An 18,926-nucleotide genomic window follows, 5' to 3' on the forward strand; every position below is an offset into this window, starting at 1 on the left:
AGTTCCACGACCCGCACGTGCAGGACTGGCGCTCCGTGCCGGAGGCGACCAAGGTGGCGGACGCCGCCGCCGCGGTCGGCGAGGCGGACCTGACGATCCTGGTGCAGAACCACCGCGAGTACGACGTCGAGGCCCTCGCCTCCGCGTCCCAGGTGTTCTTCGACACCCGCGGCAAGGCCCGTGAGGGGGAGAAGGTCCACCGCCTGTGACCGACTTCGGGCCTGACCCGACCCGGATCCCCGAGGCGCTCACTGACGAGGAGGCCGAAGCCCTCGCGGCCCGGTACGGTCTCGACCGGGTCGGGGTCAGGCCCTCGCTGGGTTCCTACCTGAGGGACCTGTGGCGCTACCGGCACCTGGCGTGGTCGATGGCCAAGGGCGAGTTCGTCAGCCAGCACCGGGACAACTACCTGGGGCTGCTGTGGGCGGTGATCAACCCGATCATGCTTGGCGTGGCCTACTACCTCATCTTCGGGGTGCTGCTGGACCTCAAGCGCGACGTCGGCAACTTCATCGCCTTCCTGACGATCGGTCTGTTCACCTTCGTCTTCTTCTCGGCGGCGCTGACGTCCGGGTCCAAGGCGCTGCTGGGCAAGGTCAGCATGATGCGGTCCCTGCAGTTCCCCCGGCTGCTCCTGCCGATCGTCGTCGTGGTGTCCGGGTTCGTCTCCAGCATCCCGGCGTTCCTGGTCCTGGCGCTCATCGCGCTGGCCACCAAGGAGCCGGTCACCTGGTCGTGGCTGCTCTTCCCGGTCGCGCTCCTCGTCGTCGCCGTGATGGGCCTGGGCATGGCCATGATCGTCGCGCGGGTCGTCCACGGCGCCCGCGACCTGGCCAACGTCGTGCCGCTGTTCGTCCGGCTGCTCCGCTACGTCTCGGGCGTGTTCTTCTCGATCGAGGCCCGCGTGGCGGCCATCGACGACGCCCCGGTGTGGCTCGGCCCCCTGCTGGAGTACCAGCCTGGCGCCGTCGCGCTGACCATCGTGCGTCAGACCCTGATGAGCGAGATGCCGCTGGACTGGACCACCTGGGCCGTCGCCGTCGGCTGGGCGATCTTCTTCCTGGTCACCGGGTTCTTCGTCTTCTGGCGCGCGGAGGGCACCTATGGGCGCGCCTGACGTCGCCCGGGCCGATGGTGGCGAGGAGCGGGTGCCCTCCGTCGTCTGCTCCCACGTCGACATCACCTACCGCGTCTACGGCGTGGGCCGGGAGGGCGACGACGCCGACGGCTCCGTGCGCCGGCTGCTCAGCCGCAGCACGCGCGGGGTCGGCGTGCGCGAGGTGCACGCCGTGCGCGACGTCTCCTTCGTCGCCTACCGGGGCGAGTCGATCGGCATCGTCGGACGCAACGGCTCGGGCAAGTCCACCCTGCTGCGCACCATCGCCGGCCTCGTCCCGCCCACCGCCGGGCGTCTCTGGCTGGGGGGCAAGGCGTCCCTGCTGGGCGTCAACGCGGTCCTGATGCCCAAGCTGACCGGCCGGGAGAACATCTGGATCGGCACTCAGGCCCTGGGACTGACGCCCGCGCAGGTGCGGGCGAGCTTCGAGGAGATCGTGGAGTTCGCCGAGATCGGCGACTTCCTCGACCTGCCGATGGACTCCTACTCCACCGGGATGGGCGCCCGTCTACGGTTCGCGATCTCGACCGCGGTGACGCCGGAGATCCTCGTGGTGGACGAGGCGCTGTCCACCGGTGACGCGCACTTCCGGTCCAAGGCGACCGAGCGGATCACCCAGATCCGGCAGAACGCCGGCACCGTCTTCATCGTCAGCCACAGCGACAGGACGATCGCGGCCATGTGCACCCGTGCGCTGTGGATCGACGACGGTCGGCTGCTCGCCGACGGCGACCCCCGCGCCGTCAACGGGCTCTACGCCCGCAAGTACGGCCAGCACCGGCAGGTCTGGCGGCAGCGCTTCGACGAGGCCCGCCGGATCGAGGACATCGAGGGTCCCGAGGCGGCGGCCCGTTACCTGCGCCGCTGGGACGCAAGCGCGGGACCGTGAGCATCGACGGGCAGGAGGGGCCCTCGGCCACCCCTCGGCGGGGGCGGCGCGCGCTGGTGGTGACCGTGGTGCACCACCCCCACGACGCGCGCATCCGCCACCGGCAGATCCCGGCCCTGCTGGCGGCTGGCTGGCAGGTCACGTACGCGGCGCCGTTCCAGGGGTATGGCGTGCCCCCCGAGCAGGACGTCGCGGGCCTGACCTGCGTCGAGGTGACCAGGGCGGTGGGTCGCGACCGGTGGCGTGCCCAGCGGTCGGCCCGGGCGGTGCTGCGAGATCTTGGACCGGCCCACGACGTCGTCCTCCTCCACGACCCCGAGCTCGTGCCCACGACGACCCGGCTCGACCTGCCCCCGGTGGTCTGGGACGTGCACGAGGACACGGCCGCCGCGGTCGCTGTCCGACCGTGGGTGCCCGACCCGCTGCGGCCCGTGCTGGCGCGGGCGGTGACGGCCGTCGAGCGCCTGGCCGAGCGCCGCATGTCGCTGCTGCTGGCCGACGAGCACTACGCCGGGCGGTTCCGGCGCCAGCACCCGGTCGTCCCCAACACGACGCTGGTGCCGGTGGACCCGCCACCGGCCGGGTCTCCAGGACCCGACGGGGTGCAACGGGTGGTCTACCTGGGCAGCGTGACGGTGGAGCGAGGGGCCCGCGAGATCGTCGACGTGGGTCGTCGGCTGCGGTCGGTCACCGACGGTCGCGTGATCGTCCAGGTCGTGGGGCCTGCGCACGGCCCGGCCGGCCGGGTCGTCCAGGCCGCCCACCTGGCCGGCGACCTGCGCTGGGAGGGCTTCGTCCGCAGCGACACCGCCCTCGGGATGCTCGACGGTGCGCTGGCCGGGCTGTCGCCGCTGCACGACACCGCGAACTTCCGGCCCAGCGTGCCGACCAAGGTCGTCGAGTACATGGCCCACGGCGTCCCCGTCATCACCTCACCCCTCCCGTGGGCGGTGGACCTGGTGGACCGCAGCGGTGGCGGGGTCGTCGTTCCTTTCGGGGACGTCGACCAGACCGTGGCCCAGGTGCTGGCCTGGGCGGAGGACCCGACCGCCGCGGCGGCGGTCGGGCGCCGTGGGCACGCTCTGGCCGTCGCCGAGCTGGACTGGGCGTCCAGGTCCGTCGACTTCGTCGCCGCCCTGGACCGTGCGGCCGACGCGGGCTGAGACGAACCCTCTCGTGCGTGGCATGCTGGGCGGGTCCGGGAGGGGTTCGACCCCGCTGCCACGTTCACGAGGAGGGTAGGCCTCGATGTCCTCTGCACCGACCACGGCCGCAGGCCAGGGCCTGCGGCAGGCGCCCGCCTCCGCCGTCCTCGCCGTCCTCGCTCTGCTGGGCGTGCTGACCGTCGTCGCGGCGGTGCTCACGAGCTGGGCCGCCGTCGTGGTCGGACTCGTGCTGATGCAGCTCGGAACGGCCACGGCCGTCCTCGGACCGTGGGGGCGCCGTCCGGCACCGACCACGTCGGCGGCGAGCCCGACGCGGACCGGGGCCACCGGTGATCACGGCCCGACCGTGGACGAGCTGCGCGACCTGCAGAAGCGGGTCGACGCCCTCGGTGCCCGCCTGGTGGCCAGCAGCGAGCGCACCCGCGTCGAGCTCCTGGACGCCCTGGGCCCGGCGTCGGACCCGTCGAGCCACCCCGACCGTTGAACCACCAGGCCACCGCCCGGGTGCCGGCACCCGCAGCGGCCCGTGGCCCGGGGGACGGTGCCGCTGAGGACGTCGAGCGGTTCGCGCTGCGCACCCGCAGCCCGCGGGCGTGCGAGGCCCTGGCGCTCGTCGCGTCGGGGGGACGGCCCGGGCGTGACCTCCTGACGGGGGAGGAGGCCGGTGGCACGACGCTGGACCCCACCTGGGGCCCGGTGCTGGCGCGCGCCGTGGCGCTCGGGCCCCGGCCGGACGCCTGGAGCCTGGGAGCCCGCCTGTTCGAGGCGTCCCTGGCGGGCGGTCCACCCTCGATGCTCACCCGCAGGGCCGCGACCACCTGGGCCCAGCTGCTCCTGCGGCTCGGGCGCGAGGACGAGCTGGGCGAGGTCCTGGGGAACGAGGACGTGCCGATCACCGACGTCGACAGGTGGGCCCTGCGGACCGACCTCGCCAACCCCTGGCGGACCGACGCGACGCGACAGGTTTCCGAGCAGCAGGAGCAGGACTGGCTGACGATCCTCAACGAGGTGCACCACCAGGACGGCCTGGACCCGGTGGCCCTGTCGGCTGTCGGTGGGACGCCCTACCAGCGGCTCTCCGCGGTGTCGCCGGCGAACGTCGACGGGGAGCTCGTCACGGTCGTCATGTCCGCCTACCGGCCGGAGCGCGACATCTTGACCGCGGCGCGGTCCGTGCTCGCCCAGAGCTGGAGCAACGTCGAGCTGCTCGTCGTCGACGACGCGTCCCCGCCCGGGTCGGCCGGGCTGCTCGAGGAGGTGGCGGCCCTCGACCCGAGGGTGCGTCTGGTGCGGGCCCCCCGCAACGGCGGGACGTACGAGGCGCGCAACCTCGCCCTCGGCGCGGCGCGCGGCCGGTGGATGACCTTCCAGGACAGCGACGACTGGACCCACCCGCAACGGGTGCAGACGCAGGTGGAGTCGCTGCTGGAGGACCCTCGCCGGCTGTCCTGCCGGACGTGGACGCTGCGGGCCTTCCCGGACCTGACGCTGACCTACGTCGGCTACCCGCCCGAGCGGCTCAACGCCTCGTCGCTGCTGTTCGAGCGTGCGGACGTGGTGCGGCTGCTGGGTGGCTTCGACGCCACCCGCAAGTCGGCCGACATGGAGCTGCCGCTGCGGCTGCAGGCGCTCCGGCCGGGCAGCCACCGCGACCTGCGCCGCCCGTCGCCGCTCGCCATCACCCAGCTGCGGACCGACTCGTTGTCTCGCACCGACGCCGTCCCCGGGTGGACCCGGTGGACGCGCCTGGTCTACCGCGACCTCTACCTCGAGTGGCACGCGCGCATCGCGGGAGGGCGGGCGTCCGCCCGGCTCCCGGCCGAACGGCGGCCGTTCCCCCTGCCCGACCCGACCTGGGCGCCCGACCGGACGCCGCCGGCGCCGCGCACGTTCGACGTCGTCGTCCTGGGTGACCTCAGGGCGGAGCAGCCGCGGGCGACGAGGACGCTGGGCGTGGCGCAGGCGCTCTCCTCGGCACTCACCACGGCGGTGGCGCACGCGGAGGTGCCAGATCCGCTGACGTCTCGCCGCCCGGACCTCCTCCCGGCCGCGGCAGCCGCGGTCGCTGCCGGGCGGGTGGGCCTGACCCATCCCGACGAGCCCGACCGGGCCCGGCTCCTGGTGGTGACCGACCCCCAGGCCGTGCTCCACCTCGGCGACGACGTCCAGCTGGAGGCCGACGCGGTGCTGGTCGTCGTCGACCGCCCCCCGCCGACCGAGGAACCCACCCACCTCGACGGGCCGGTCGACCTCCTGAGGGGATGGACGGTGGCCGCGGTCGACCGGCGCTGCGCCGAGATCTTCGGACACCTCCCCGGGTGGGGTGCCCCGGCGTCGGTCCGCCAGGCCGTTGCCGCCCTCCTGCCGGCGGACCGTCGCCTCGACGCGGACCTCGCGGTGGTCGTCGACCCGACGCTCCTGCGCGTCGGTGCCGGAGGACGCACGAGGAGCGCGCACCAGGGCCGCCTGGTGGTGGGTCACCACCTTCCTGACCAGCGGGTCCGCTGGCCGGGCACCCGCGCCGAGCTGCGCGCCGCCTACCCGGACGACCTCGGGGTGCACCTCCTGCAGGGCGCTGCGACCCCCGCCCGCATGCTGGGTCTCACCCTGCCCCCGCCGTCCTGGTGCTCCTTCCGCGGCACCGGGATGACGAGCCGCGAGTTCCTCAGCCACCTGGACGTCTACGTCTACCAAGGCACCTGGGACGAGGCCGCCGAGGTCGGTGCCCTCGAGGCGCTCGCGGCCGGGCTCCCCTGCGTCCTCCCCGCTGCGGCCGCAGGCCGGGTCGGACCGGGGCCGGTGCTGTGCGTCCCCCCCGAGGGCGTCCCCGAGGCCGTCCGGTCCCTCACCGGCCCGGCACCGCCCGGGGCGGGGTCAACGGGCCCCGCCCTCGTCGAGCGGCGACGCCATACCTGGGTCGCCGCCCTGACACCCTTGGTCCAGCACGACCCCGTTCCGCGAGGAGTCCACCCATGAGCCCCGCCCGCCGCGTCGTCCGACAGGCCCGCGACCGACTGCTGCCCCTGGCCCGCCTCCTGCCGCCGGGCCGCGGCCCGGCGCGGGTGCGGAGACTGGGCTGGTCGGGGCGCGTGGCGTCGGCCCGAGCGCAGATGCGGACCGACCCGCAGGGTGCGCTGGCGGCGCTCCAGCGCGTGCTGGGACCGCAGGCTCCCCCTCGGGTGTGGCGGACCGCGGCTGAGGCGGCGGCGCGCGCCAAGGAGCACCACACCGTGGTCGAGCTCGACCGTCGGGGGGTCGAGCTCGGGTACGCCAGGATCAGCGACGTGCTGAGGCTGCGAAAGGCATCCCGGGCCGTGGGTGACGAGGAGGCGGCACGGCTCGCGGAGGAACACCTGCTGCTGCTCACCCCCGCACGGCCCGGCGCGGTCAAGCAGTGCGCGCCGGTGCTCGCCCAGCTGGACCCGGCCCAGCTGGGGGCGCTGCAGGCCTTGCGGGCACGGACTGCCAGCAGCCACCCCGGCCTGGACCTGACCGCGGTCGACGACGCGGTGGCGCAGGTCCGGCTCCGCGGCGAGCTGGCGGACGGACACGTGTCGGAGCAGACCGTGCTGAGGGCGCTGGAGGCGCCGGGCGGGGCGACCAGCCTGGTCCGGTCCCTCCTCGATGCGCGCCTGCTGGACGAGCTGCAGTCGTTCCTCGCCCGCCTGACACCGCAGCAGGCAGAGACCGTGCCCGTGGCGACCTGGCGTCGGGTCGCCCGCCGAGCGGCCCCTGCCGGATGGACCGAGCTGGCCGGCCGGTCTGCCGCCCAGGTGCTGGCCGCCGGACCCGACGACGAGGGGACCGAGCAGGACGGTCCCTGGCTGCACGACCTCGTGGCCCAGGGCCGCGACCAGGAGCACACCATGGCCGAGGGGTGGACCCCGCCGGCGCGGCACGCCGCAGGGCGCACCGACCGCGACCCTCGCAGCGTCGTCTCCGTCCTCGGGCAGTCGCTCCCGCTGCGGTCGGGGGGGTATGCCACCCGGTCCCACGGGATCCTCACCAGCCTCGTCTCGCGCGGCTGGCACATGAACGCCGTGACCCGGCTGGGCTTCCCCTACGACCTGTGGTGGGCCACCGACGACGACCGGACCGTGCACCCCGTCGACACCGTCGACGGGGTGCCCTACCACCGGCTCCTCCACGACGGGGTGCGCCACTACCCCCGCACCCCCCTCGTCCCCTACGTGGAGGACGGTGCCCGGGGCATCGCCGAGCTGGCGCGCTCCCACCGGGCCAGCCTGGTCCACGCCTCCAGCCTCTACGACGTGGGCATGGCAGGCCTGCTCGCCGCCCGTGAGGTCGGCGTCCCCTTCGTCTACGAGATGCGAGGGCTCAAGCAGCTGCTGGAGAGCGCGCGCCAGCCGCAGTTCGCCGACTCCCCCCGCAGCCGCTACCTCGACCTGCTCGAGGGGACCGTCGCCCGGGAGGCCGACGCCCTGTTCGTCATCACCGCCGCGCTGGGCCGGCAGATGGTCGACATGGGTGTGGACCCGCGGAAGATCACGGTCGTGCCCAACGGGGTCAACGCCGGCCGTTTCCGCCCCCGTCCCCGGGACGCGGATCTCGCCGACCGTCTGGGTGTGACGGGGAAGACCGTCATCGGCTACGCCGGGGGGCTCGTGCACTACGAGGGCCTCGACCTGCTCTTCGAGGCAGCTGCCCTGCTGCGGCGCACCCGGGACGACTTCCACGTCCTGGTCGTGGGGGACGGGGCTCACCAGCGGGCCCTGCACCGGGTCGTCGACACCCTCGGTGTGCAGGACCTGGTGACCTTCACCGGGCGGGTGCCCCACGACGAGGTCGAGGAGCATCTCTCGGTCGTCGACATCACCCCCTTCCCCCGCAAGCCGCTGCCGGTCTGCGAGCTCATCTCCCCGATCAAGCCGTTCGAGGCGATGGCCATGGAGAAAGCTGTCGTGGCCTCCGACGTAGCGGCGCTCGCCGAGATCGTCCAGGACGGGGTCACCGGTCGGCTGTTCGCCAAGGGCGACGCCGAGGACCTGGCCAGGGTGCTCGGCGAGCTGCTGGACGACCCCGAGCAGCGGCTCCGCCTCGGCCGGACGTCGCGCGAGTGGGTGGTCGAGGAGCGTGACTGGAGCCGGATCACCGACGCCGTCGACGGCGTCTACCGTCAGCTGCTGGCGGACAGCACCGAGTCGTAGATGGTGCGGTAGCGGTCGCCGTTGCGCGCCCAGTCCCGCTCGGTGACGGCCCACTCCCGCGCCCGGGCGGCCAGCTCGGCCCTGCGGGCGGGATCCTCGTGCAGACGCTGGAGGACGTCCGCCAGCGACCTGGCGTCGCCGGTGAGGAAGGTCTCGCCACGTTCTCCGTCGCCCGTGATCTCCTGCAGCGCAGGCAGGTCCGAGACGACCAGCGGGACCCCCAGGGCCATGGCCTCGTAGGGCTTGAGCGGGGTGACGAGGCGGGCCGCCCGCTCGTCGATCCTCGGGACCACGAAGACGTCGAGCTGGGCGTAGTAGTCGCCCACGAGGTCGTGAGGGATGCGGCCGGTGAACAGGACCGTGTCGCCCGCCTCCAGCGCGCGGGCGTGCTCCTCGAGCTCTGCGCGCCGGTTGCCGTCCCCGACCACGAGGGCCGTCGCCCGCACGCCCCGGCGGCGCAGCTCGACCGCCGCGTCGACGAGCAGCTCCTGGCCCTCGCGGTAGTGGTCGAGGTTGGAGACGTAGCCGAAGACGAAGCGGTCACGCAGACCGAGACGTTCGGTGAGCGCCTCGTCGCGCTCGCGGGGCACGAAGACGGTCGGGTCCACCCCGTTGGGCACCACGTGCACGTGGTCGTCCGCGACCCCGCGCCCGACGATGTCGTCCTTCATGGACTCGCTGAGGGTGACCACGGCGTCGGCCTGCTGCATGCACCACGTCTCTGTCGCGTGCCGACGGTCGTAGACCTCGGACCGCTCGGCCCACGACGTGTCGGAGGTCCACAGGGACTCGAAGAAGCCGCGGACCTCGTAGACCACGGGAAGGTCCAGGGCCCGTCCCACCGCGAGGGCGACGAGCGCCGCCTCGTAGCCGCGGTTGCCGGAGTGGACGTGGATGAGGTCTGGCCCTTCCTCGGCGACGACCGGCGCCAGCGCCGTCGCGTAGGCGTCGAGGTAGGCGTCCCAGGGCTCGTGCGAGGGGATCCGGTCGCGCAGCAGGTGCCGGTACCGCACGCCGCGCACCTCGTCGACGGCGGGGGCGTCTGCGACCCCGACGTTCCGCGGGAAGTCGAGTGCGGTGACGGCGACGGGGTCGAGGCCGGCCCGCACCTCGCCGGTGAGGGTGTACATGCTGCGCATCGAGTAACCGCTCTGCCGTTGCGGCATGCCGATCTTGAGCAGGTGCAGCACCTTGCCGCTCGGGTGACGGTCCGGGGCGCGGGGGGTGCTGAGCGCGCCGAGGGCGGCCGGGTCGATCGTCGGGAGCCAACCGGCTGCTGTCTCCCGCCAGCGACCCTCCTGGGTGCGCAGCTGGCGGCGCAGGCTCGGGTCCTCGGGGAACAGGTCCAGACGGCGGCGGAGGGCGCGCAGGTGCAGGCTGGTGGCGCCCGCCTTGGAGGCACTCATCTGGATCTGGCGCAGAAGAGCCGGGTCCGGACCCTCCGCCCGCTCGAGCAGGGCCAGCTCCTGCTCTGCAAGCGTCAGCGCTTCGTCGTAGTTCTTCTGCTCGGTGAGCTCGGTAAGACGAACGATGGAGGGATGGGGGGACTTCTCCCCGTCCGCTTCGACGTCTTCACGCGGGGCCACGAGATCACCCTGAGGCTGTGGCTTGCTGCGAGACAGAGAGCGTCGGAGACGGAGGGACCAGCGCCTGGGATCAACCACGACCCGACCCTACGCCTCGGTCCGGGCAGGGACGTCGTCCACGGAAATGTCCTCCACCGGGGTGTTGGCGAAGCCGAGGTGGCTCAGTTCCCGGTGCAGGAAGGGCGTCAGGGATCGGGCATACGTGTCGGTGATGTGACTGCCTTGGCGGTAGATGAGCTGTCCACCGATCGCGACCGGGCACTGCGGGGTGCCCGCGCACAGCCACGGGACCATGTCGACGACCGGCAGGTTGAGCTCGTCCGCGACGGCTTGCAGGAGATCGTCGGCGTCGTCGGCAGGTGAGAAGTCGCAGCGCCGCAAGTCGTCAGCGTGCTGCGTTGCGCACTCGTACGCCTCCTGGCGTGGATGAGGATTGTCCATCATGACGATGACCGGGATCCCGGCCTCGTCCAGCGTCCCAGCGGCATCGATCATGCCGGCAGCAAGCTCTGGATCGAGCCGGCTGCCCGAGGAGATGACCACGAGGCTGGGCGGGGTCTGTTGAGCAAGCATGGTGTTGATGATGTTCTGGCCGAAGACGTTGCAGTCGCTCTTGGGGGCACCTGACACCGTTGGGGCGCACGCGCTCTTGAGGTAGGTGGTCAGGCGCCAGCCCTCCGCACTGGCGATGGCGTCGAAGGCCGAGAAGTACTGCCCCATCTTCGAGTCGCCCCACAGCACGATCTCGTCCGAGGATTCGAGGTCCCCGTACACGCAGTCCGGACGCGGATCCGTGGCACCGGCGGTCAGCTGACACTCGTCGGCGTAGTAGACCGGCACATCTTCGGTCGCCAGCACCGGCGGGGGTTCGAGCTTGCCGGACGTCGAGTAGACCGTCTCCGGGTCTGCTCGCGGCGCCCACACCTCAGCGGCCGGGTCGGCCACCAGAGCTGCTGGGCCGGGGCTGGAGGTCTCCATGTCCAGGGTCGGGCGGGTGACCCAGCCGGTGAGGGCGACCGCGCAGATGGCGGCCATCGCCGTTCCTCCCGTGGCCAGGGTCAGACCGGGCCGGGCGGCGAGCGTGCGCTGGTAGCGGACGGGGTCCTCGACCAGGTGCTTGGTCAGCCACGCCATGAGCACGCTCACCACGCCGAGGGCGACCAGAGCCGGGATCGCCAGCTCGCCCCACCGGGCCTCGGCGAGGATCACCAGCGGCCAGTGCCAGAGGTAGATGGCGTAGGAGAGACCTCCGATCCACACCATGGGGGCCAGCCCGAGCAGACGTCCCCCGACGGTCCGGTGGCCCGGAACCCCTGCGGCGATCACGAGCACGGACCCGACGACCGGCAGCAGCGCGGCGGACCCGGGCCACGGGGTGCTCGCATCGACGACGGCCACCGTGAAGACGATCATTCCGAGGCCGACGGCAACCCCGAGGTGCGCAACGACGCGCGGGAGCCGGGCGAGCCGTGGCACGGCGAACGCCAGCAGCGCCCCCGCCGCCAGCTCCCAGAGCCGGGTGGTGGTGACGAAGTAGGCAGTCTCGGGAGTGGCGCGGGTTGCGACGACCGACCAGCCGAGCGAGGCGGCGCCCAGGGCAGACAGCAGCAGGAAGAGGGTCCGCCGTTGCTTCAGCCGGAACCGCCGTGCGAGCAGCAGTCCGAGCAGGATGAGCACCGGCCAGACGAGGTAGAACTGCTCCTCCACCGAGAGAGACCAGTAGTGCTGGAGCGGTGAGACGTCGGCGTCCTCGGCCAGGTAGTCCACGGATCGGGCAGCGAGCACCCAGTTCACCACGTAGAGCGTCGAGCCGAACACGTCGGCCAGCAGGTTCGATCGCTCGCTCCCCGGGAGGACGAACCACCCGACACCCAGGGTGAAGGCGATGACGACCGATGCGGCTGGAAGCAGGCGCCGGGCCCGCCGAGCGTAGAAGTCGACGAGCGACACCGTCCCGGTCCGCGCGACCTCACGCAGCAGGAGCGACGTGATGAGGAAGCCGGAGATGACGAAGAAGACGTCCACGCCTGCGAATCCGCCGGGAAGCCAGGGGACGTGCAGGTGGTACAGCAGCACGGTCAGGACGGCGACCGCGCGGAGTCCCTCGATGTCGCGACGTACCGGTCGTGCGGACGCAGTCGTCGGGGACGGTGAGGTCACAGAATCGGGATCCCTCGGCTCGGACGGAAACGGACGGACGATGGTCTCACGACAGAGGTGGCTGGCTCATCGCCTACGGGGCGGGTCGGTACACGCCACGGAGAGTGGGGAACTGCTCGAAGACGGGCTCGAGGTCCTGTACTCCAGCGACGCTGGTGTGCTTGGACCGCAGAGCCTCGATCCCCGCCAGCTTGGTGGAGGTGTCCTGGCCGACGTGACGGAGCTGCATGAAGACGTGTGGACGCGAATCCAGGATGGTCGGCATTCGGTCGTCGACCGTGGCATGGCTTCCGGCTCGGGGGAACGTGATCTCCTCCCGATCTTTGTCCCACCATCCGACGTAGGCCTGCCCCTGCGACCCGAGCCGTCGGTGGGCCGTGCGAATGTGCGTCACTGATCCTTCGTCCCACAAGGCGCTGTACCCCCGGGCCATCGACACGGCCCGGCCACGGTCGTGCGGGTTGGCGTACTGGGAGAGCTCGTCGAGGTAGTTCAGACCGAGCAGGTCATCGTCGTCGATGCGGAACCAGACGACGACACGGCTCGGGGAGCCGGTCCTGATCAAGTGGCCCTTCATGGTGTTGTGAAGTTTTGTCGACTCGACCGGCTGCAGGATGAGCACGTCGTGGGTGTCTGCGGCATCGTGAAGCTGTGACTGCCACGGATCGGGCATGTCGGAGGAGTGGGTGACCACGTGACGGTAGTCGTGGCGCTCACGCATCCGCTGAAAGAGCGGAACGGAAAGGTCGAGAAAGACGTGTGAACGGGTGATCATGCGGTCCGCCGCCCACAGCTGGCGCTTGTAAGCCTCGGGATTCGGGACCTCTCTCGAAACCACGAAGGCCTTGGAGTCCGGGTAGAAGGCGCTGTACCGGGTCCAGCCGAAGTACATCGGAGGCATGACCTGGTCGGCTGGCGCCGGCCACGCCGGCAGCAGCTCAGGGTCACGCCCGGCCGGGACATTCCCCGTGCTCAGGAGCCGACCGGCGTCGCGAGCGCGGCGCGCTGCACCGAGCGCCCGTCGTCGAAGCGTGGCAGTCAGGTTCGGTTCGCGGGAGTTCCCCATGAGCTCATGGTGCCCGACGGACGGTCGCTCCCCGACAAGCGCCACGCGTCCGGCGGGTGCCCCGAGGGCGGGGATCTGGCTCCTCAGTCGCGGCTGTAGAGGTCGCGGGTGTAGAGCTTGGGGCCGAAGGAGCGGGCGGTGTCGTCGAGGCGGTTGGCGATGATGACGTCGGCGGTGGCGGCGAACTCGTCGAGGTCGCGGACCACGGCGGCGCCCTGGAAGGTGTCCTCGGGAAGGGCGGGTTCGTAGATGACGATCTCGGCGCCGCGGGCCTGCAGGCGGGACATGATCCCCTGGATGGAGGAGGCGCGGAAGTTGTCGGAGCCGGCCTTCATGATGAGCCGGTAGATGCCGACGGTGGTGGGGTTGGCGGTGAGGATGTCGGCGGTGATGAAGTCCATGCGGGTGGTGTTGGCCTCGACGATGGCGGTGATGAGGGTCTGGGGGACGTCGCCGTAGTTGGCCAGCAGCTGGCGGGTGTCCTTGGGCAGGCAGTAGCCGCCGTAGCCGAAGGAGGGGTTGTTGTAGTGGTCGCCGATGCGGGGGTCCAGGCCGACGCCCTCGATGATCTGGCGGGTGTCCAGGCCGCGGGTGGCGGCGAAGGTGTCGAGCTCGTTGAAGTAGGCCACGCGCATCGCGAGGTAGGTGTTGGCGAACAGCTTGATGGCCTCGGCCTCGGTGGAGCCGGTGAGCAGGACGGGCACGTCCTTGGTGATCGCACCTTGCAGGAGGAGGTCGGCGAACTGGCGCCCGCGGGGTCCGGTGTCGCCGACGATGATGCGTGAGGGGTGCAGGTTGTCGTGCAGGGCGCGGCCCTCGCGCAGGAACTCGGGGGAGAAGATGATCGTCGCGCCGGGGTGCTCCTCGCGCAGCCGGGCGGTGTAGCCGACCGGGATCGTGGACTTGATGATGACCGTGGCGTCGGGCGCGTGCGCGAGGACGTGCGCCAGGACGGCCTCGACGCTGGAGGTGTCGAAGAAGTTGGTCTCGGTGTCGTAGTCGGTGGGGGTCGCGACGACGACGAGCTCGGCACCGGCGTAGGCGTCGGCGGGGTCGGTGGTCGCGCGCAGGTCCAGGTGGTTGTTGGCCAGGTAGTCCGACAGCTCGGGGTCCACGATCGGGGAGCGGCGCTCGTTGAGCATCGCCACCTTGGCCTCGTTGATGTCCAGCGCGACGACCTCGTGGTTCTGGGCGAGCACGACGGCGTTGGACAGGCCGACGTAGCCGGTCCCGGCGATGGCGATCTTCATACGACTCCTCAGGTGGATCTGGACGGCCCCAGTATGGCGTGCGCCCCCAGCGTCGGCGCGGAGGACGAGGAGGGCTGCCCTGCCCCCGGGATCTGAGACGATCGGAGGCATGCCGCAGCAGATCGCCTCCGAGCTCGTCGCCAGCATCGCGCAGGTCCACGTCGTCGTGGGTCAGCGGGTGGAGGCGGGGCAGGAGGTGGTCCTGCTGGAGTCCATGAAGATGGAGATCCCGCTGCTCGCGGAGGACGCCGGCACGGTGACGGGGGTGTTCGTCGAGCCGGGTGACGTCGTCCAGGAGGGTGACGTCGTCGTGACCGTCGACTAGCGGGGCGGGTCCGTGGGGACGTCCCACGCGATCTGGTCGAGGGCCGTGGTGGCCACGCCCGTCCGGGCCAGCTCGTGGTGCAGGATGGGCGTGAGGCTGCGCACGTAGCTGCCCGACAGGTGGCTGCCCTGACGGTTGACGACGACGCCCCCGACCACTGGTGAGCAGCCTCCCAGGTCCGCCGGGGACGGGCAGATCCACGGTGTCAGGTCGACCAGGGTCGCGGGGAGCCGCCTGGCCAGCGCCTCCAGGACGGCGGCGCCGTTGGCGCGGTGCTGGTCGGACCAGCAGGACGTCCAGTCGTCCCGGTGGGCGTCGAGGCACTCGTATGCCGTCACCCCCTCCGCCTCACCCCTCGGCTCCTGGACCGCGGTGTCGGCGAGCACGACGAGACGCGCGCCGCCGTCGAGAGCCGGCGCGAGCAGCTCGGCCATCGAACCCTCGAGGCCGGTGTAGCCCGATCCCACCGAGGTGAGGACGAGGTCCGGCGTGTGCTCGCCGTCACCGAGGTGCGCGGACAGCTCGGAGTTGTAGGCGTGGCACTCCTCGGTCCGTCCCTCGTCCACGAAGCCGCAGCCGGACTTCGTGTAGACCTTGATCCGCCAGCCCTCCACCCGCCCGATCGCGTGCAGCGCCGAGCTCCACTGCTCCATCTTGGAGTCGCCCACGAGGGCCACGACCACGTCGCCGTCCAGGTCGCCGTACCAGCACGCGTCGTCGGGCCTGCGCTCAGTGCCCTGCAGGCTCACCTGGCACCCGTCGCGGTAGGCCACCGAGATGTCCTTCTCGACCACCGCGGGGTCCGGTGTCAGCGTGTCGACGTGCGCGACCGCCCGCGACGGGTCGTCGACGGCGCGCAGCTCGGTGGTGGTCCGGCTGGCCGGGTCCACCAGGGCGATCGCCCCCACGGCGTCCGCCGCGGGGGCCTCGAGCCGCGGGGCGGTGAGGAGGAGAGAGAGGCCCAGCGCCGCCGAGACGCTCATGGCCGCTGCCCCCATGGCGAGCGCCGGCCGGGGGCTGCTGCCGACCGCGCGCCCGAAGCGGATGGGGTTCTCCACGAGGCGCAGCGTCAGCCACGCGAGGAGCACGGAGAGCAGACCCACCGCGAGGCGGGTAGGCAGCCGCGCGTCCGGGTGCGTCTCCTCCAGCAGGCGCAGCGCGGGCCAGTGCCACAGGTAGAGCCCGTAGGAGAGCGCCCCGAGGAAGCGCATCGGTGGCACGCCGAGCAACCGCGCCGGCGGGCTGCTCGGCCACGCGATCCCTGCGGCGATGACGGCGGCGGTCCCGAGCGTCGGCAGGGCGGCCGCGCTGCCCGGCCAGGGGGTCCGGGTGCTCACCGCGAGGAACGTGACCCCGATGAGGACGAGTCCGGTCCACGCCGCGGCCGAGGCCGCCGGACGACGGAGGCGGGCCAGGAGCGGTGTGAGCAGCACGAGCAGCGCACCGACCCCCAGCTGCCAGGCCCGGGTCGTGGTGGCGAAGTAGGCGGTCCCCGGGGAGGCGGCCGTGTGCACGACCGACCATGCCGCGCTCCCGATCACCAGCCCGGCCAGGACGACCGTCAGCACCGGGCGGAAGCGCAGGCGCAGCCGCCGTGCCACCCACAGGGTGGCGATGATGAGCAGCGGCCAGACGACGTAGAACTGCTCCTCGACGGACAACGACCAGTAGTGCTGGACGAGGGAGGGGTCGGCGTCCTCCGCGAGGTAGTCCACCTCCCGGTACGCGAAGAGCCAGTTCACGACATACCCGGTCGCGGCCAGCACCTCGGTGCCGAGCTCGGCGTGCCGGCCACGGGGGAGCAGGAGCCACCCCGCCACCGAGGTGCAGACCAGGACCAGCGTCGCGGCCGGCAGGAGGCGGCGCGCGCGCCGCGCGTAGAACCGGGGGAGGGACACCCGGCCGTCCCTGGTGGCCTCCCTCACCAGCTGGTTGGTGATGAGGTAGCCGGAGATGACGAAGAAGACGTCGACCCCGGCGAAGCCGCCGGAGGACCCGGGCAGTCCCAGGTGGTAGGCCAGCACCATGAGCACCGCGATGGCGCGCAGTCCCTCGATGTCCCCCCGCAGGACGGCCTGCGGGGAGGACGGGCGGCCGGGCGACGCGGTGACGGGGAGGACGGTGGTCATCGGGGGTGACAGTAATGCCTCCCGCTGTCCGCACTGATTAGGCACCGGCTCGACGGGGCCGGTATCGTGGCGGAGTTCGCTCCTCCGTGTCCTGGGCGTCCTAGCCTGTGGACAACTCCTGCTCGACCTCCCTGGTCGGTGGCAGGGTGGAGCGGTGAGCACGTGTGAAGCCCTCCTGTCACGGAGAGACCGTGACCGCCAAGACCGAAGGAGGTGGGTTCTCAGCATGCGTCAGTACGAACTCATGATCATCCTCGACCCCGAGACCGACGAGCGCACCCTCCAGCCCACGCTGGAGAAGCTGCTCGCCGTCGTCCCCAAGGACGGGGGAACCGTCGACGAGATCGACCTCCTGGGTCGCCGCCGGCTGGCCTACGAGATCAAGAAGCAGGCCGAGGGCATCTACGCGGTCGTCCAGATGACCGCCGAGCCCGCGACCGCCCAGGAGCTGGACCGTCAGCTCGGGCTCAACGAGTCCGTCCTGCGGACCAAGCTGCTGCGTCGCGACGCCTGAGCCTGCGCCGCAGCACCACCGGACACCCCACCCACGGATCAAGGACGACCTGACATGGCCGGAGACACCCCCATCACCATCGTCGGCAACCTGACGGCCGACCCGGAGCTGCGCTTCACCCCCAACGGTGCGGCCGTCGCCAACTTCACGGTGGCCTCGACCCCCCGCACCTTCGACCGCCAGGCCAACGAGTTCAAGGACGGCGAGACGCTGTTCATGCGCTGCTCGGTCTGGCGCGAGGCGGCGGAGAACGTCTCCGAGTCGTTGCACCGCGGCGCACGCGTCGTGGTCACCGGCCGGCTCGTCTCCCGCTCCTGGCAGACCGCCGAGGGCGAGAACCGCACCGTCATGGAGATGCAGGTCGACGAGATCGGCCCGTCGCTGCGCTACGCCACCGCCCAGGTGACCAAGGCGCAGCGCGGCAGCGGTCAGGCCGGCGGCAGCACCTACAACCAGGGTGGCCAGCAGGCTGCGCCCGCCGGCGGACAGTCGTCCGGCGGCTGGGGCGGCCAGCAGTCCGGTGGGCAGTCGGCCGGCGGTCAGCGACCGGCGGCCCAGCCGGCCGGTCAGCAGCCCGCCGCCGGTCAGCAGTCCGGCGGTCAGGCCGACGCCGACCCGTGGGCCACCGGGGGCGCCTCCAACGCCGGGAAGTCCGGCGGCTGGGGCGGGGCCCCGTCCTACGACGAGCCGCCGTTCTGACCCTCGGGTCACCGGCGCTCGCCCGCACCACCTCTAGCAGAACAAACCCATCCCGAGCTCAGCTCGGGCTCTCACGAAAGGGGAGAGCTCCACGATGGCCAAGCCCGTTGTGCGCAAGCCCAAGAAGAAGGCGAACCCGCTGAAGTCCGCCAAGATCAAGATCGAGTCGATCGACTACAAGGACACAGCGCTGCTTCGCAAGTTCATCTCCGACCGCGGCAAGATCCGTGCCCGTCGCGTGACCGGTGTCTCCGTCCAGGAGCAGCGCCGCATCGCCAACGCGGTCAAGAACGCCCGCGAGATGGCGCTGCTGCCCTACAGCAGCTCCGCCCGCTGACCCGACGACGACAAAGGAGAAGCTGATGAAGCTCATTCTGACCCAGCCGGTCTCTGGCCTCGGTGCCGCCGGCGACGTCGTCGACGTCAAGGACGGCTACGCCCGCAACTTCCTGCTGCCCCGCAAGGTGGCGACCGCCTGGACCAAGGGCGGCCAGAAGCAGGTCGACTCGATCACCAAGGGTCGTGCCAAGCGCGCCATGAAGTCGGCCGAGGACGCGGCGTCGGCCAAGTCCACGCTCGAGACCACCACGATCACCCTGACGGCCCGCGCCGGCCAGGGCGGTCGCCTGTTCGGTGCGGTGACCCCGTCCGACATCGCCGAGGCGATCGTCGCCGCCGGCGGCCCGCAGGTCGACAAGCGCCGCATCGAGGTCCCGACCCCGATCCGCAGCGTGGGCGAGCACGCCGTGCACGTGCGTCTGCACGACGACGTCTCCGCCGACGTCACCGTCGTCGTCGCCGCCTCCTAGGGCAGCGACCCGGCACCCCCGACGGCCCCGGCCACCGCGCTTCGCGGT

The 18,926-nt window shown here is 72.0% G+C and carries 16 protein-coding genes and 1 pseudogene; 12 read left to right on the forward strand and 5 right to left on the reverse strand.

Translation table 11 applies throughout. From position 1 onward, the window contains the following. From ACI3ET_RS09790 to ACI3ET_RS09820, 7 genes and pseudogenes are all read left to right on the forward strand, one after another. Window positions 1-209, forward strand: a pseudogene (locus ACI3ET_RS09790) (nucleotide sugar dehydrogenase); the annotation flags it as partial. Further along, on the forward strand, window positions 206-1,117 hold the full coding sequence (locus ACI3ET_RS09795) for an ABC transporter permease (protein ID WP_405032849.1): 912 nt from the start codon (window positions 206-208) through the stop codon (window positions 1,115-1,117). The pseudogene ACI3ET_RS09790 and the gene ACI3ET_RS09795, both read left to right, overlap by 4 nt. Further along, on the forward strand, window positions 1,104-2,006 hold the full coding sequence (locus ACI3ET_RS09800; protein ID WP_405032850.1) for an ABC transporter ATP-binding protein: 903 nt from the start codon (window positions 1,104-1,106) through the stop codon (window positions 2,004-2,006). Before ACI3ET_RS09795 ends, ACI3ET_RS09800 begins: the two co-directional genes overlap by 14 nt. Next, on the forward strand, window positions 2,003-3,169 hold the full coding sequence (locus ACI3ET_RS09805) for a glycosyltransferase (protein ID WP_405032851.1): 1,167 nt from the start codon (window positions 2,003-2,005) through the stop codon (window positions 3,167-3,169). The genes ACI3ET_RS09800 and ACI3ET_RS09805 overlap by 4 nt, the downstream gene beginning before the upstream one ends. 85 nt (window positions 3,170-3,254) lie before the next feature. Continuing rightward, entirely contained in the window at window positions 3,255-3,656 is a 402-nt protein-coding gene (locus tag ACI3ET_RS09810) for a hypothetical protein (protein WP_405032852.1), read from the forward strand. Next, window positions 3,653-6,148, forward strand: coding sequence for a glycosyltransferase (locus ACI3ET_RS09815; RefSeq protein WP_405032854.1), 2,496 nt, complete (start codon window positions 3,653-3,655; stop codon window positions 6,146-6,148). The genes ACI3ET_RS09810 and ACI3ET_RS09815 overlap by 4 nt, the downstream gene beginning before the upstream one ends. Next, a complete protein-coding gene (locus ACI3ET_RS09820; RefSeq protein ID WP_405032855.1) occupies window positions 6,145-8,340 on the forward strand; it encodes a glycosyltransferase family 4 protein in 2,196 nt (731 codons plus the stop codon). Before ACI3ET_RS09815 ends, ACI3ET_RS09820 begins: the two co-directional genes overlap by 4 nt. Here the strand turns inward: ACI3ET_RS09820 and ACI3ET_RS09825 are convergent. The 4 genes from ACI3ET_RS09825 to ACI3ET_RS09840 all read right to left on the reverse strand — a co-directional run bounded on the left by ACI3ET_RS09825 (window position 8,310) and on the right by ACI3ET_RS09840 (window position 14,402). Continuing rightward, window positions 8,310-9,926 carry a glycosyltransferase family 4 protein gene (locus tag ACI3ET_RS09825; RefSeq protein ID WP_405032856.1) on the reverse strand — a complete coding sequence of 539 codons (1,617 nt, stop codon included), beginning with the start codon at window positions 9,924-9,926 and terminating at the stop codon, window positions 8,310-8,312. The genes ACI3ET_RS09820 and ACI3ET_RS09825 overlap by 31 nt on opposite strands. Window positions 9,927-10,013: 87 nt before the next feature. Then, entirely contained in the window at window positions 10,014-12,086 is a 2,073-nt protein-coding gene (locus ACI3ET_RS09830; RefSeq protein ID WP_405032857.1) for an acyltransferase family protein, read from the reverse strand. Between the two features lie 73 nt (window positions 12,087-12,159). Then, window positions 12,160-12,987 carry a glycosyltransferase gene (locus ACI3ET_RS09835; protein ID WP_405032858.1) on the reverse strand — a complete coding sequence of 276 codons (828 nt, stop codon included), beginning with the start codon at window positions 12,985-12,987 and terminating at the stop codon, window positions 12,160-12,162. 248 nt (window positions 12,988-13,235) lie between these two features. After that, window positions 13,236-14,402 (reverse strand): nucleotide sugar dehydrogenase, encoded by a 1,167-nt coding sequence (locus tag ACI3ET_RS09840; protein WP_405032859.1) that lies wholly within the window; start codon window positions 14,400-14,402, stop codon window positions 13,236-13,238. A 109-nt stretch (window positions 14,403-14,511) separates the two neighbouring features. On the opposite strand from ACI3ET_RS09840, the gene ACI3ET_RS09845 reads away from it, so the two are divergent. Beyond that, the gene (locus ACI3ET_RS09845; protein ID WP_405032860.1) at window positions 14,512-14,727 is read left to right on the forward strand and encodes a biotin/lipoyl-binding carrier protein; all 216 of its coding nucleotides are present in this window, start codon (window positions 14,512-14,514) and stop codon (window positions 14,725-14,727) included. Here the strand turns inward: ACI3ET_RS09845 and ACI3ET_RS09850 are convergent. After that, window positions 14,724-16,856 carry an acyltransferase family protein gene (locus tag ACI3ET_RS09850; RefSeq protein WP_405032861.1) on the reverse strand — a complete coding sequence of 711 codons (2,133 nt, stop codon included), beginning with the start codon at window positions 16,854-16,856 and terminating at the stop codon, window positions 14,724-14,726. The genes ACI3ET_RS09845 and ACI3ET_RS09850 overlap by 4 nt on opposite strands. A 226-nt stretch (window positions 16,857-17,082) precedes the next feature. Here ACI3ET_RS09850 and rpsF point away from each other — a divergent pair, with 226 nt between their 5' ends. The 4 genes from rpsF (at window position 17,083) to rplI (ending at window position 18,878) form a co-directional block, all read left to right on the forward strand. Then, window positions 17,083-17,370, forward strand: a complete 288-nt coding sequence (gene rpsF / locus ACI3ET_RS09855) for a 30S ribosomal protein S6 (protein ID WP_405032862.1) — start codon at window positions 17,083-17,085, stop codon at window positions 17,368-17,370. A 54-nt stretch (window positions 17,371-17,424) separates the two neighbouring features. Further along, window positions 17,425-18,069, forward strand: a complete 645-nt coding sequence (locus ACI3ET_RS09860) for a single-stranded DNA-binding protein (RefSeq protein ID WP_405032863.1) — start codon at window positions 17,425-17,427, stop codon at window positions 18,067-18,069. A gap of 94 nt (window positions 18,070-18,163) precedes the next feature. Further along, window positions 18,164-18,406, forward strand: coding sequence for a 30S ribosomal protein S18 (gene rpsR / locus ACI3ET_RS09865; RefSeq protein WP_405032864.1), 243 nt, complete (start codon window positions 18,164-18,166; stop codon window positions 18,404-18,406). 25 nt (window positions 18,407-18,431) lie between these two features. Next, window positions 18,432-18,878, forward strand: a complete 447-nt coding sequence (rplI, locus tag ACI3ET_RS09870) for a 50S ribosomal protein L9 (protein ID WP_405032865.1) — start codon at window positions 18,432-18,434, stop codon at window positions 18,876-18,878. Window positions 18,879-18,926: the final 48 nt, after the last annotated feature.

It is taken from the genome of Ornithinimicrobium jinqii (assembly GCF_045032595.1).
GTDB lineage: Bacteria > Actinomycetota > Actinomycetes > Actinomycetales > Dermatophilaceae > Ornithinicoccus.

Coding starts and splice junctions, on each gene's coding strand:
- ACI3ET_RS09835 (WP_405032858.1), bottom strand. CDS start 12,987: ATGCCTCCGATGTACTTCGGCTGGACCCGGTACAGCGCCTTCTACCCG.
- ACI3ET_RS09800 (WP_405032850.1), top strand. CDS start 1,104: ATGGGCGCGCCTGACGTCGCCCGGGCCGATGGTGGCGAGGAGCGGGTG.
- ACI3ET_RS09850 (WP_405032861.1), bottom strand. CDS start 16,856: ATGACCACCGTCCTCCCCGTCACCGCGTCGCCCGGCCGCCCGTCCTCC.
- ACI3ET_RS09845 (WP_405032860.1), top strand. CDS start 14,512: ATGCCGCAGCAGATCGCCTCCGAGCTCGTCGCCAGCATCGCGCAGGTC.
- ACI3ET_RS09840 (WP_405032859.1), bottom strand. CDS start 14,402: ATGAAGATCGCCATCGCCGGGACCGGCTACGTCGGCCTGTCCAACGCC.
- ACI3ET_RS09860 (WP_405032863.1), top strand. CDS start 17,425: ATGGCCGGAGACACCCCCATCACCATCGTCGGCAACCTGACGGCCGAC.
- rplI (WP_405032865.1), top strand. CDS start 18,432: ATGAAGCTCATTCTGACCCAGCCGGTCTCTGGCCTCGGTGCCGCCGGC.
- ACI3ET_RS09810 (WP_405032852.1), top strand. CDS start 3,255: ATGTCCTCTGCACCGACCACGGCCGCAGGCCAGGGCCTGCGGCAGGCG.
- rpsR (WP_405032864.1), top strand. CDS start 18,164: ATGGCCAAGCCCGTTGTGCGCAAGCCCAAGAAGAAGGCGAACCCGCTG.
- rpsF (WP_405032862.1), top strand. CDS start 17,083: ATGCGTCAGTACGAACTCATGATCATCCTCGACCCCGAGACCGACGAG.
- ACI3ET_RS09820 (WP_405032855.1), top strand. CDS start 6,145: ATGAGCCCCGCCCGCCGCGTCGTCCGACAGGCCCGCGACCGACTGCTG.